The organism is Lentzea sp. DG1S-22 (assembly GCF_036321065.1).
Lineage (GTDB): Bacteria > Actinomycetota > Actinomycetes > Mycobacteriales > Pseudonocardiaceae > Lentzea > Lentzea jiangxiensis.
Genome location: NZ_CP143276.1, coordinates 1,300,083 through 1,313,076, shown reverse-complemented (window position 1 = coordinate 1,313,076; position 12,994 = coordinate 1,300,083). Strand labels below are relative to the sequence as shown.

The 12,994-nt window shown below is 72.7% G+C and carries 12 protein-coding genes; 7 read left to right on the top strand and 5 right to left on the bottom strand.

Annotated features, from left to right (window positions below):
* Nucleotide 1 precedes the first annotated feature (1 nt).
* From V1227_RS05715 to V1227_RS05700, 4 genes are all read left to right on the top strand, one after another.
* The gene (locus V1227_RS05715) at nucleotides 2-2,224 is read left to right on the top strand and encodes a heavy metal translocating P-type ATPase (protein ID WP_329791413.1); all 2,223 of its coding nucleotides are present in this window, start codon (nucleotides 2-4) and stop codon (nucleotides 2,222-2,224) included.
* A gap of 26 nt (nucleotides 2,225-2,250) precedes the next feature.
* Nucleotides 2,251-2,931 (top strand): DJ-1/PfpI family protein, encoded by a 681-nt coding sequence (locus V1227_RS05710; protein ID WP_329791412.1) that lies wholly within the window; start codon nucleotides 2,251-2,253, stop codon nucleotides 2,929-2,931.
* Between the two features lie 68 nt (nucleotides 2,932-2,999).
* Complete coding sequence (locus tag V1227_RS05705) at nucleotides 3,000-4,121, top strand: MFS transporter (RefSeq protein ID WP_329791410.1); 1,122 nt, start codon at nucleotides 3,000-3,002, stop codon at nucleotides 4,119-4,121.
* Nucleotides 4,118-4,888 (top strand): hypothetical protein, encoded by a 771-nt coding sequence (locus V1227_RS05700; protein ID WP_329791409.1) that lies wholly within the window; start codon nucleotides 4,118-4,120, stop codon nucleotides 4,886-4,888. Before V1227_RS05705 ends, V1227_RS05700 begins: the two co-directional genes overlap by 4 nt.
* Here V1227_RS05700 and V1227_RS05695 read toward each other — a convergent pair.
* Nucleotides 4,857-5,963, bottom strand: a complete 1,107-nt coding sequence (locus tag V1227_RS05695) for an acyl-CoA dehydrogenase family protein (protein ID WP_329791408.1) — start codon at nucleotides 5,961-5,963, stop codon at nucleotides 4,857-4,859. The genes V1227_RS05700 and V1227_RS05695 overlap by 32 nt on opposite strands.
* A gap of 55 nt (nucleotides 5,964-6,018) precedes the next feature.
* Here V1227_RS05695 and V1227_RS05690 point away from each other — a divergent pair, with 55 nt between their 5' ends.
* Nucleotides 6,019-7,599 (top strand): CoA transferase, encoded by a 1,581-nt coding sequence (locus tag V1227_RS05690; protein WP_329791407.1) that lies wholly within the window; start codon nucleotides 6,019-6,021, stop codon nucleotides 7,597-7,599.
* Nucleotides 7,596-9,227 carry a class I adenylate-forming enzyme family protein gene (locus tag V1227_RS05685; protein ID WP_329791405.1) on the top strand — a complete coding sequence of 544 codons (1,632 nt, stop codon included), beginning with the start codon at nucleotides 7,596-7,598 and terminating at the stop codon, nucleotides 9,225-9,227. Before V1227_RS05690 ends, V1227_RS05685 begins: the two co-directional genes overlap by 4 nt.
* On the opposite strand, the gene V1227_RS05680 is transcribed toward V1227_RS05685, so the two are convergent.
* The 4 genes from V1227_RS05680 to V1227_RS05665 are packed head-to-tail and all read right to left on the bottom strand — an operon-like array spanning nucleotide 9,217 to nucleotide 12,031.
* The gene (locus V1227_RS05680; RefSeq protein WP_329791404.1) at nucleotides 9,217-9,993 is read right to left on the bottom strand and encodes a metal ABC transporter solute-binding protein, Zn/Mn family; all 777 of its coding nucleotides are present in this window, start codon (nucleotides 9,991-9,993) and stop codon (nucleotides 9,217-9,219) included. The genes V1227_RS05685 and V1227_RS05680 overlap by 11 nt on opposite strands.
* 3 nt (nucleotides 9,994-9,996) lie before the next feature.
* Nucleotides 9,997-10,800, bottom strand: a complete 804-nt coding sequence (locus V1227_RS05675; protein WP_329791403.1) for a metal ABC transporter permease — start codon at nucleotides 10,798-10,800, stop codon at nucleotides 9,997-9,999.
* Entirely contained in the window at nucleotides 10,797-11,450 is a 654-nt protein-coding gene (locus V1227_RS05670) for an ABC transporter ATP-binding protein (RefSeq protein WP_329791402.1), read from the bottom strand. Before V1227_RS05670 ends, V1227_RS05675 begins: the two co-directional genes overlap by 4 nt.
* Before the next feature lie 26 nt (nucleotides 11,451-11,476).
* Nucleotides 11,477-12,031: a sigma-70 family RNA polymerase sigma factor gene (locus V1227_RS05665; RefSeq protein WP_329791401.1), complete on the bottom strand. Its 555-nt coding sequence runs from the start codon at nucleotides 12,029-12,031 to the stop codon at nucleotides 11,477-11,479.
* A 197-nt stretch (nucleotides 12,032-12,228) separates the two neighbouring features.
* Between V1227_RS05665 and V1227_RS05660 the strand changes: the two genes are divergently transcribed.
* Nucleotides 12,229-12,984, top strand: a complete 756-nt coding sequence (locus V1227_RS05660) for a zf-HC2 domain-containing protein (protein ID WP_329791400.1) — start codon at nucleotides 12,229-12,231, stop codon at nucleotides 12,982-12,984.
* Nucleotides 12,985-12,994 lie beyond the last annotated feature (10 nt).

Sequence of the window (12,994 nt, the reverse complement as noted above, 5' to 3'; positions counted from 1 at the left end):
CATGACGACCACAACGGACGACGCCGTCGAACTGTCGGTGTCCGGTATGACCTGCGCGGCCTGCGCCACGCGGATCGAACGCAAGCTGAACAAGGTCGACGGCGTGCGCGCCACCGTCAACTACGCCACCGAACGCGCGATCGTTCATGTGCCGCAGGGAATGCGCACCGCCGACGTCGTGCAGGTCGTGCGCGACGCAGGCTATGACGCCTCCGTGGCCGGGCACGACCGCGAGCGGGCCCAGGACACCGTTGCCGGGTTGCGGCGCAGGCTCGTGGTCGCGGCGGTGCTGGCGATCCCGCTGGGCAACCTGTCGATCAGCCTGGCGCTCGTGCCCGCGTTGCGCTTCGCCGGCTGGGAGGCGTTGTGCGTGCTGCTCGCGCTGCCGGTGGTCACGTACTCGGCGTGGCCGTTCCACCGTGCGGCGTTGCGCAACCTGCGGCATGGCGCGTCCAGTATGGACACTTTGGTGTCGCTGGGCGTGCTCGCCTCGTTCGGGTGGGCGTTGTGGTCGCTCGTGGCGGGATCGTCCGGTCCCGGTTACTGGCTGGGGTTCGGTGTGACGGCGGAGGGCGCGGACGCCGTGTACCTCGACGTGGCCGCGGGTGTCACGACGTTCCTGCTCGCCGGGCGATACTTCGAGCTGCGGTCGCGGCGTTCGGCGGTGGGCCTCCTTACCGCGCTCGCGGGCATCGCGGCCAAGGACGCCAGGGTGCTGCGTGACGGAGTCGAGACGACGGTGCCCGCGGCGCGCGTGCTCGCCGGAGATCTGCTCGTGGTGCGGCCGGGTGAGGCCCTGCCCGCGGACGGTGTCGTGACCGAGGGGTACTCCGCGATCGACACGGCGTCGATGACCGGCGAACCGGTGCCGGTCGAGGTGGGGCCCGGCGACCAGGTCACCGGTGGCACGCTCAACAGCGCCGGTCGGCTGGTGGTGCGGGCGACGGCGGTCGGGGCGAACACGCAGCTGGCGCAGATGCGGGCACTGGCCGAGCGGGCGGCCGAACGCAAGGCGGCGGTGCAGCGTCTGGTGGACCGGGTGTGCGCGGTGTTCGTGCCGGTCGTGCTGGTGCTCTCGGCACTGACGCTGGCGGGATGGCTGCTCACGGACCACTCCACGCGTGAGGCGTTCACCGCCGCGGTCGCCGTGCTGATCATCGCCTGCCCGTGTGCGCTCGGGCTCGCCACGCCGACCGCGCTGATGGTGGGCGTGGCCCGCGCCGCCCAGCTCGGCATCCTGGTCAAGGGGCCGGAGGCGCTGGAGGCGACCCGTGCGGTGGACACCGTCGTGCTGGACAAGACCGGCACCGTCACCACCGGCCGCATGGAGGTCGCGCGGACGCGGTCGTTCGCGGACGTGGACGAGCAGGCCGTCCTGAGGTGGGCGGGCGCGGTGGAGGCCGCCTCGGAACACCCGATCGGCGTGGCGATCGCCGCGGCCTGTGCCGACGTGCCCGCGGTCACCGGTTTCGAGGCGTTGGTCGGGGCGGGCGCACGCGGTGAAGTCGAGGGCGCGCCGGTGGTCGTGGGGTCCGCGGAACTCATGGCGAGCTGGGACATCACGGTGCCTTCGACGGCGGCGGGGTGGCTTTCCGGCCTCGGCCCGGCGACCGGGGTGCTGGTCGCCCGGGATGGCGAGGTGGTCGGGGGTATCGCCTTGCGCGACACCGTGCGCCCGTCCGCGCGTGGCGCGATCGCACGGCTGCACTCGCTCGGTCTGCGCACCGTGCTGCTCACCGGTGATCACGAAGCCGCGGCCCGGGCCGTCGCGGCGGAGATCGGTATTGGTGACGTGATCGCGAACGTGCGGCCTGCGGACAAAGTTGCCGCCGTGGAACGGTTGCGCGCACAGGGGTGTCACGTCGCGATGGTCGGTGACGGCATCAACGACGGTCCAGCGCTCGCCGCCGCCGACCTGGGTATGGCGATCGCGCACGGCAGCGACATCGCCGCCCAGGCCGCCGACGTCGTCCTGGTGCGCGAGGACCTCGACGCCGTCGCGGACGCGGTCCTGCTCGCCGGCCGCACGCTCGCCACCATCAGGGGCAACCTGCTCTGGGCGTTCGGCTACAACGCCGCCGCGCTCCCGCTGGCGGCTTTCGGTCTGCTCAACCCGCTGATCGCGGGCGCGGCGATGTCGCTGTCATCGGTGCTGGTGGTCGCGAACAGCCTGCGGTTGCGCAACCAGCTCGGGAACCGGACGGAAGCGGTGACCGACCTGTAGGTGGACACCGACTTGAGGAGGCCATCGTGGAACGCCGGACTTTCTTGCGGGCATCGGCACTTTCCGCGGGTATCGCGGGCGCGGCGAGCGCCACCGCCTCGGCGGCGAACCCGCTGCGCGTGCAGGTGCTGATGTTCGACGGCGTGGAGGAACAGGACTTCGTGGCGCCTGTGGAGGTGCTGGGCCTGGCCGCGAAGATGTCGGGCGGCGCGGTGCGCACCACCCAGGTCACCACGGGCAAGCCGGGAATGGTCACGTGCACGTACGGCACGAAGGTCGACGTCGCGCGCGGCTGGTCGCCCGAGGACGCCGACCTGCTCGTGGTGCCCGGCGGCGGCTACCTCGACAAGACCGGGCCAGGCGTGCGCCGGCTCATCTCCGACCAGTCGTTCCTGCGTCGCCTGGCTGCTGCGGACGTGCTGCCGGTGGGCATCTGCACCGGCACGATGCTGCTCTCCGCGGCCGGTCTCACCCGGGGCCGCAACGCCACCACGCACAACGGGGCGAAGACCGACCTCGCCGCGCAGGGCGCGACGGTGATCAACGCGCGCGTGGTCGACGACGGCGACCTGATCACCGGCGGCGGCATCACCTCCGGCCTGGAGGTCGCGCTGTGGCTGCTGGAACGGTTCCTCGGCGCCCAGACCGCGCACCGGGTGGAGACGGTGCTGGAGTACGAACGGAGGGGCACTGTCTGGCGCAGGTGACCGCCGCGTCCGGGTCCAGCCGGAACTCCCCTGCCGCGGCATCCGACCACTGAGGTGTGAGGACTGCCGTGACCGCGGTGTCCACGGCCGCGATGGCCGTGTCGATGCTGCAACTGTTCGTGCTGGGCGCGTTGGGGCCGGTGCTGGTCGCCGAGCTCGGGGTGGCCGAGTGGCAGCTCGGCGCGCTGGTCGCGGCCGGGTTCGGGGTGGCGACGCTGCTGTCGCTGCCCGCGGGGTCACTGGTGGACCGCGTCGGGCCCCAGCGCAGCCTGGTCGGGCTGTTCCTGGTGAGCGCGGTGGCGTTGACGGTGCTGGCGGTTGCCGGATCGGCCTGGTGGATCGCGGCGGGGGTCGCGCTGGGCGGCATCCCGCAGGCGCTGGCCAACCCCGCGACGAACAAGGTGGTCCTGGCGGCCGTGGCGCCGGAGCACCGCGGGCCGGTGACCGGCTGGAAGCAGTCCGGTGTGCAGCTGGGTGCGTTGGTGGCGGGTGTGCCGCTCGCCGCGGTGGCGGACTGGCGCTGGGGTGTCGGGCTGCTCGCGGTGCTGTGTCTGGTCGGTGCGGCGGTGACCGCGCGGCTCACAGTGCCCGCGCTTCCTGCCAGGAGCGGGCCCGGTGACGGCGTGGGTGACCGGGTGCGTGCGCTGGCGGCGTTCTCGTTCGCGCTCGGGTTCGGGCTGGCGTCGGTGAACACGTTCTTCGCCCTGCACGGCGTGCAACGGCTCGACCTGTCCGTGCCGGTCGCGGCCTGGCTGATCGCGGTGATGGGACTGGCCGGCATCGCGGGCCGGGTGTGGTGGAGCGGTGCGGCCGGCAGGGCGGACGACCCCGCCGCCGTGTTGCCGTTGCTGGGACTGGGAGCCGTCGTGGCGGTGGCGGTGGTGGCGCTCGCGGACCAGGCGCGTTGGCTGGTGTGGTTCGGGGCGGCGGGGATCGGCGTGTTCGCGGTGGCGGGCAACGCCGTGTCGATGGTGGCGGTGATGCGGGCGGTGCCGCAGAAGCTCGCCGGACGTGCGGCGGCGGTGGCGTCGTCCGGGTTCTTCGGCGGCTTCGCCGCCGGGCCGCCGCTGACCGGGCTCGTGGTGGGCCGGGCCGGTCACACCTGGCTGTGGGTCACCGTCGGGATCGCGTTCGGGGTGGCGGCGGGTATCGCCTTCTTGGTCACGCGGCGCACCGCCGTGACGGTGTGAACGGCTGGGCGCACGACCTGGTGCGCCGGATGTGCGATCAGGTCGACGAGACCGAAGCCGCTACCGGGGAACGGTTTCCGCTCTACCTCCACGACGGGCGGTGGAAGACCTCCGCTCGCGGGTCGTGGACGGGCGGGTTCTGGGCCGGGCTGCTCACCCTGCGGAGGCTCGCCACCGGAGCCGGCGACGTCGCACCGGTACGGGATCGGCTGGACGTGTGGGCGGAAGCGGACACGGTGCTGCGCGGCATGATCTTCTGGTACGGCAGCGGCGCGGAACGACTGGGCCTCATCGCGCCGCGCCCCAGCACGGCGAAGGTCGCGGACAGCCTCGCGAGCAGCTTCGACCCGGAGCTGGGCGCGATCCCGTGGGGCACCGCATTCTCCGCAGACGGCCCTGCGATACGCGCGGACGGGGCGGCCGGAGTCGTTCCGCTGCTGGAGACCTACGGCCACCGCGACGTCGCCCGCCGCCACCGGGACGCGCACGCGCACCTCGCCCCGACCTGGCCGAGGGGCAAGGCCTGGCTGTTGCTCACGAACCCAGGTAGGTGGAACGTGTCCACGCAGGACAGTTCCGCGCAGGCTATCGCCGCTGTGGCGCTGTTGAAGGCAGGCGAGCGCGGTGAAGGCGAGCGACTGCTGCGCACCCTGCCGGAAGGCGCCGAGTACGACGGCCTGACGGGGCTGAAGGTCGTGTGGGGCGAGTTCTTCACGTTCCTCGGCGCCGCCGTCGTCACCGGCCTGGTGCCTCCCGACGCCTGGTGAGCAACCGGCGTCCGGTAGTGGTGACGTGCAGTTCATCCGCGCCGTCGAGGATCCGTGCGGCCCGCGCCACGCGCAGCAGCCGCGGCAGGCCCGTTGCCGCGGTGAGCCCTTCCGCGCCGTAGATCTGGATCGCGGTGTCAACCGCGGTGTTCAACGCGCGTGCGGCGGCGACCTTCGCGAGGCTCACCTCGACCGGCGCACGCTCGCCGAGGGCGACCAGCGCGGCGGCTTCACGGGTGAGCAGACGCGCCGACCTCACCTCCAGCTCGGACTCGAAGACCAGGCGCTGCACCAGTTGCCGGTCGGCCAGCACGCCGTCGCCGAGCGCCCGGGACACCGCACGGTCCGCGAGCAGGTCGAGGCATCGCTGTGCCTGGCCGGTCCAGCGCAACGCCCGCAGCGTGCGCCCGAGCGCGAGACGTTCGCCGGCCAGGCGCATGCCCTGCCCCGGTTCGCCGATCAGGTGGGTCGGCGGCACCCGGACCGCGTCGAAGGAGATCTCGTGCTGTCCGCCGGTACCGAGGACGTCGAGCTCCCGTTCGACCCGGAACCCACCGGCGGGCACGGCGACGATGGAGAAGGCGTCGCCGGTGCGCGCGACGACCAGCACCAGGTCTGCCCGCGCGGCGCCGCTGGTGAACCATTTGCGGCCGGTGACGGTCCACCAGCCGTCCGCGCCACGTTCGGCGGTGGTGCGCAGCCCGGAGGGGTCCGAGCCCGCGACCCCGGGCTCGGTCATCGCGTAACTCACGTGCACACGGCCGGCCACGAGGTCTTTCAGTACGGCGTCTTGCAGCTCCGGATGGGCATGGGCGGTGAGCATCCGCACGGTGAGCAGGCTGGCTGATCCGACGACGTCCGGGCCGTGGTCGCTGCGACCCTCGTCTTCGGCCACGGCGAAGTAGTCGGCCAGCGGCTGACCACCACCGCCCAGCTCGGCCGGCAGCGGCCGCGCCCACAACCCGGCGTCCTGGGCGAGCGTGCGCAGCTCGAGGCCTCCACCCGCGTCCAGTTCGGGCTCAGCCGGGATGACGATCTCGTCCACGAACCGGCGCAACGCATTGTGACCTGCCACCGTCACATCACACCATCGTGGGAACCCGGACGGTTAGCCGTACGACCTCTCAGTCATGACGGAAGCCACAGCAGTGCACGCCTCGGCTCTGGAGGGCGCGACCGCGTCGGTCTCGGGCACGAGCGCGGCAGCACGCCTGATGCGCGCGCATCTCCGCGCGCTGGGAGCGGAGGTCCACGACGGTTCCACCGAGTACGCGGCCGAGGCGCTTGTCGTGCTGCGCAACGGTGATCGGCACGCGGTGACGGTGGACTGGGCCGGACCGGTGATGGTTCCCGGGCTGCACGACGAGGCGACCATCCAAGCCGCGTGCGGTGTGATGCACGTGCACGGCAGGCGTTCGGGCTCACCGCGTGGCATCGGTGTCGACTACTGCGGCGCGGCGGCGGGCGTGCTCGCGATGACCGGGTTGCTGGCCGCGGTCCTGCGAGGCGAACCGCGCGTGCGGACCAGCGTCGCCGAGGCGGCGTTGCTGACGGTCTCGCAGTACCTCGCCGCCGCGGGGGCGGACGAGGCCGAGGCGGTCGATCTGCGGCCCGGTGGCCCGCCGTTCGTCAGTGCGGACGGCGTGCGGTTCGAGGTCGAGGCACTGGTGCCCGAGGTGTGGGCGGCGTTCTGGACCGCGCTCGGCACCGACAGCGTGGCGATCCGCGGCGGCTGGAAGCCGTACCAGTTCCGGTATGCGACGGCGGCCGCCCCGATCCCCGACGCACTGCACACGGCCACCCGTGCCGCCACGTTCACGAAGATCACCGAAGCCGCCGCCGTCAGCGGCGCGAGCGTCTGCGCGTTGTACGGCCCGATCGAGCCGATCGCGGTTCCGTGGCGCATCGAGCCCACCGAAGGCCGCGCTACGCGGGACGGCGTGGAACTCGTGGTCTACGAAGCAGGTCGGCGCGTCCAGGCACCGATGGCCGCGCATCTGCTGGGTTTGCTGGGCGCCACCGTGTTCCGGGTCGAGCCACCGGGCGGTGACCCGCTGCGCGGCATGCCGCCGGTGTGCCGGGACGTCTCGGCCCGCTGGCTCGCGCTCAACCGCGGCAAGGGCGCCGTCGAGATCGACCTGAAGGACCCGGCTGACCGGCAGCGGCTGCGCGACGAACTGGCGGACGCGGACGTGTTCCTGCACAACTGGGCACCGGGCAACGCGGAGAAGTGGCGGCTCGCTGCGCCTGACCTGCCGGACGGCATCGTGTACGCCCACACCTCCGGCTGGGGTGGCGGTGATCTGCCGGACGTCCCGCTGGGTACCGATTTCATGGTCCAGGCCCGCACCGGTCTGGCCGAGCTCGTACGTCCGTCCGATGAGGACCCCGCGCCGTCGCTGATGACCCTGGTGGACGTGCTCGGCGGGCTGATCGGCGCCGAGGCGGTGCTGGCCGGCGTGCTCACCCGGCGACTCACCGGCCGTGGCGTCGCCGTCGAGAGCAGCCTGCTCGGCGCCGCCGGCGCGCTGCTCGCCGGTGCGCGCGAACGACCGGCACCGGGCTTCCGCGTCCCCGTCGACGGCCGCATCGACGGCGTCGACGTGGTCACCGATCTCGCGGCACTGCTGGGTGATCCCCGCTTCGCCGCTGTTCTGGGCCGCGACGACCGCGGCTGTCCGGCACTCGGCTCCCCGTGGAGGTTCTTGTGACACTCGCCGCAACCGCCGCCGTGAAGCACCTGGCCGACCTGGTGCCTTACGAGGTCCGACGTGGCTGGGCCGCCGAAGGTCTCTACCGCGACCGCGACCTGTACTCGCTGTTCCGCGAGCACGTGCTCGCCGACCCCGGCCGCACCGCGATCGTCGACGCGGACGGCGAGATCAGCTACGCCGGGCTCGACCTGATGGCCCGCTCGCTCGCCGTGGGCCTCGCGGGCATGGGGGTGGAGCAGGGTGACGTCGTCGGCGTCCAGCTGCCCAACGGCAGGCTGGCCTGTGCGTTCGACCTGGCGATCGCCGCGCTGGGCGCGATCTGCCTGCCCTACCCGGTCGGTCGCGGCGACCGGGAGGCGGCGAGCCTGCTCAGCCGTTCCGGTGCGGTCGCCGTGGTGACCACGACGTTCTACGGCGACCACCCCTGCGCCCGGCGCACCCGCGCGCTGGCCGGTGAGCTGCCCGAGCTGCGGACCGTCATCGCGGCGGGCGACGGCCCGGTACCCGCGGGCTGCGTTCCCGTGGCGGCGTTGCTGGCTGCCGACCCCGCCCGGTTCTCCCCCGCTTCTCCCGACCCTGACGGTCCGGCGCGGATCCTGGTCACCTCCGGCTCCGAGGCAGCCCCGAAGATGGTCCTCTACTCGCACAACGCACTCGTGGGCGGCCGTGGCCGGTTCGTCGGCGAGCTGATCGGCGACACCCCGGAGCTGCGCAACTACGTGATGGTGCCGCTCGCTTCGTCCTACGGCAGCAACGGCACGTCGGTCACGCTCGCGGTGCACGGCGGCACGCTCGTGCTGCTGCCCAGGTTCGACGCGACCGCGGCGCTGGCGATGATCGAACGCGCCCGGCCGACGCACGTCCTGGCGGTGCCGACGATGCTGCGGATGATCGCCGACTCCCCCGAGCTCCACCGGTTCGACACCTCCAGCCTGAGGGTGGTCGCACTGGGCGGTGCCGCCCTCGACGCCACGACCGCCGCACGCGTCCGCGACACGCTCGGCTGCACGGTGGTCAACGTCTACGGCTCGGCGGACGGCGTCAACTGCCACACCGCGCTGAGCGACCCGCCCAGCCACGCCGACACCGCAGGCCGCCCCAACCCGGCCGTGGCCCGGCTGCGGATCGTGGACGACTCGCTGCGCGACGTCCCGCCCGGTGAGGTCGGTGAGATCGTCTCGCTCGGCCCGATGTCCCCGATGTGCTACGTGGGCGCACCCGAGCTCGACGAGCGCTACCGCACACCGGACGGCTGGGTGCGCACCGGCGATCTGGGTCGCATCGACGCCGACGGCTACCTGCACGTCGTCGGGCGACGCAAGGACGTGATCATCCGCGGTGGCCTGAACATCAGCCCCGCGGAGGTCGAGGCACTGCTCGCCACTCACCCCGCGGTGCGTGACGTGGTGTGCGTGCCGGTGCCGGACGAGGTGCTGGGCGAGCGGCTGTGCGCGTGCGTCGTGGCCGATCCGGCGCCGACGCTGAAGGATCTGACCGCGCACTTGGCGGCACAAGGTCTGGAACCGCGCAAGTTCCCCGAACACCTCGTCGTGGTCGACGCGCTGCCGCTCGGCGCGGCGGGCAAGGTCGACCGCCGCGCCGTGCAGGACCTCGTCAGGCCTTGAGGGCCTTGGAGATCTCCTCGGCGTTGGTCTTGAAGACGCCGAGGAGATCCAGGTCTTCACCGGGGTAGTTCACGATCTTGACCTGCTTCGCGGACGAACCGGGCAGCACGGTGCCGGTGGACATGTGCACGTTGTCGAACACCAGGTCCGGCTGCTTGCCCGACAACTCGGCGAGCTGCGCCGGGGTGACCGGCTGCGGGCCGAACGTGCCGACGATCTCGGCGCCGGTGATCGCGGCCATGTAGGCGACGAACGCGTGGCTGACCACCTTCGGCGCCCTACCGCCGGGGAAGGAGCCGCTCACCTGCGTCTTGGCCTCGGCCAGGGTGCTGTCGAACCTCTTCAGCCACTCCTGCGCGGCGGGCGTCGTGCCGAGCAGCCCGGCCAGGCGCGTCACCTCGGCGCGCACCACTTCCGGCGCGTTCTCCAGCTTCACCGCTTCGACCTTCGCCGAACCGCCCGCGGCCTCCTTCAGCTTGGCCGCGAACCCCTCGAACTCCGCGTACAGCACGAGATCCGCCGTGGCGACCGCGGCGAGGTCGGACGGCTTGGGGTCGTAGTCGGCGGCGTGCGCCACGGTCGCCGGCACGACGACTTTCACGTCGGTCGCGCCCGCGGCTTTGGCCAGCGCGGCCTCCCACGCCGTCGCCGCCACGACCTTCTTGCCCGCCGGGGCGTCCGGGGTCGCGTGGGGCGTCGTCGTCTGCGCGCCGCCGCAGGCAGTCAGCGCGAGCAACGCGCCGATCACGACGAGCTTGATCTTCACGGTTCAGGTTCTCCTCATCGGTAGCAACTGGGCGAGCAGGGCGATCACGCCGGCCAGCAGGACGAGCACCGGACCGGGCGGCTGGTCCAGCGCGAGTGCGAGCAGCAGTCCGGCAACGGCCACGACGAGTCCGATGACGATGGACGCGACGACCATGCCGGTCAGCCCGCGGCCGATGCGCCGCGCGGCCAGCGCGGGCAGCAACGTCAGCGCGTCCACGAGCAGCGCGCCGGTGAGTTTGACGGCTCCGGCGATCGACACCGCGATCACCACGAGCAACGCCGTCGTCAACGGACCGGTGCGCACGCCTGAGCAGGCGGCGAGTTCCCGGTCGTGCAACAGCAACGACAAATCCCTGCGGCGCCACCAGAACAGCGCAGGGATCACCACCGCCAGCACCGCGAGCACAACGAGGTCGACCGGCCGGGTCGACAGGATGGATCCCCACAACAGTTCGAACGCACCGTTGGCGTTCACACCGGAAATCGACAACACCAGCAGTGCGACGGCGATCGCGAGGCTCATCAACAAGCCCATCGCGCCGGACAGACCCGCCGGGGTCGTGGCGAACGGCGCGAGCCCACCGCCCGCCAGCGCGCACAGCACCAGCGCCCACAGCAACGGATCCGTGCCGGTGAGCAGGCCTGTGGCGCTGCCCAGCAACGCCACGTGCATGATCGCGAAGCGCACCGGGTAGATGTCGAGACCGACGATCAGCACCCCGACCGGCGGCAACGCGATCGCGCCGAGCAGCAGGCCGAAACCCGCGCGCTGCACCGGAACCAGCGCGAGCAGCTCCGCGATCACGCGACTTCCCGCAGACTTCCGGCGGCCATCTCCACGACGCGGTCGCACGCATCGACCACCGCGCGGTCGTGGGTGGCGACCACGAGCGTCACCGGTAGTTCGGTGAGCACTGCCGCGGCCTTCTCCTGCCCGGCGAAGTCCAGTGCGGCAGTGGGTTCGTCGGCCAGCAGCATCCCGGCACCCGCGGCCACGGCACCGACGGCGCGGGCGAGCCACGCTCGTTGCGCCTGCCCGCCGGACAGGGTGTGCACCCCGCGCGACTCGAGCCCAGCAAGGCCCAGCCGCGCGGCCGCCTCACGCGCGGCCGCACCGTCACCGCTGCTGTCGAGGAGTTCGCCCAGCAGCAACGGGAACCGGCCGGTCGACCGCAGCTGCGGAATCCACGCCACCTCGCCGCGCCGCCTGCGCCACTGCGCCGAGGTCCCCGCCCGCCGGCCGCCGACCTCGATCACCCCGCCGGAGACCGGCTGGAACCCCAGGACCGCGCGCAGAAGGGTCGACTTGCCGGAGCCGTTGGTACCGATCAGGGCGACTCGAGCACCCGCGGGCACGTCGAGGTCGACGGAGTGGACGGCGGAATGCCTGCCATAGCGGCAATGCACTCCCTCGAGCAGCAGGGACAACGCGGTCACGTGCCACAGGTCGTTCACCCGGCCGGGGTAGTTCCCGGCGAATCTCAGCCGGCTTCGCTGGCGTCCTGCCCGGCGGCTCTGACCAGGTCCTCACGCGCCCGCGCGACGCGCGAGCGGATCGTCCCGATCGGGCACCCCACGATCTCCGCGGCCTCGGCGTAGCCCAGCCCGATCACCTGGGTGAGCACCAGCGCCTCGCGCCGGTCCGCGGCCAGCCCGTCGAGCAGGACGTTGAGCTCGACGGCTTCGGTGAAGCCGGACGACGTGCCCTGCCCGCGGTCCGCCGCCTGCACCCAGTCGACCCCCGGCGAGACACGGGGCCTGGACCGGGTCATCCTCACCTGGTCGACCACCACCCGCCGGGCGATCGACAACAGCCACGTCCTCGCCGACGACCTGCCCTCGAAGTGCCGCAGGCTCGGCAACGCGCGCAGGAACGTCTCCTGGGCGAGATCGTCCGCCACGCCGACGTCCGCGAGGTGGGCGACGAACCGCCACACGTCGCGCTGAGTCGCCCGCACGAACCGCTCCAGGGCCTCCCGGTCACCCCCGCGGGCCTGCAACGCCCAGCGGGTCACCTCGTCATCGGCGGAGTTCACGGGGCCGAATCGTAACGGTCACGACTTCGGGAACTCACCGGCCATTCGGACCGACCAGTGGAGCGTGTCCGGCCAAATCGTCCGTGAAGCGCTCCCAGCCAGCCTCGACGGTGAGCGCGCACACCCGGCAGGCGAGCGGGTGGGCCGCGGGCCGGGCGCGCCTCCGCTCACGGATCGCCGGGAACCAGGTGGGCCACATGACCGACAATGTCCACGTGGACTGCAGCACCTGCCGTGAAGCCCTGTCCGCGCGACTCGACGGGGAAGACGAAGGCGTGCCCGCCGACCAGGTGGACGCGCACCTGGAGACGTGCGCGGACTGCCGGGAATGGCACGAGACCGCCACCGCGCTCACCCGCACCCTCCGCGTGCGGCCGGCGACCCCGGTGCCGGACCTGGCAGCGGAGATCCTCGACGCGGCTCCCCCGATCACCCCGCCCGCGCCACGCGGCTGGCTGCCCCGGACGTTGCTGGGCGGCGTCGCGATCGCCCAGCTGACCCTCGGCCTCGCCCAGGTGCTCGGCACCGGCGCGTCCCCGCACGGCGCCCACGCCACCGGTGTCGACAGCAGCCACCTGTTCAACGAGAGCACCGCCTGGAACCTGGCACTGGGCCTCGGTCTGCTCTGGGCGGCGCTGCGCCCCGCCGCGACCGCGGGCCTGCTGCCCGTCACCGCCGCGTTCGTCGCCGTGCTCATCCCCTACTCGGCCAGCGACCTGCTCACCGGCGCGGCCACCGCGGGCCGCGTCCTGTCCCACTCGCTGCTGCTCGTCGGCCTCGCCCTGCTCGCCCTCGTGCACTTCCGCGACCGAGATCCTGGCGACCGCACACCGGTGCGGAACAGCGACTCCACCGACACCGCCGGCTCACCCGACTCCCCTCAGCACGCCGACCAGCCCGGTCCGCGCCGCCGCATCCGGCTGCGGCCGGTGAGCCGACGCCACGCGGCCTGACCGATCGCTG

Bases quoted from the DNA above. Each gene is read 5' to 3' on its own strand.
- V1227_RS05715 (WP_329791413.1), top strand. From the start codon at position 2: ATGACGACCACAACGGACGACGCCGTCGAACTGTCGGTGTCCGGTATG.
- V1227_RS05690 (WP_329791407.1), top strand. From the start codon at position 6,019: ATGACGGAAGCCACAGCAGTGCACGCCTCGGCTCTGGAGGGCGCGACC.
- V1227_RS05660 (WP_329791400.1), top strand. From the start codon at position 12,229: ATGACCGACAATGTCCACGTGGACTGCAGCACCTGCCGTGAAGCCCTG.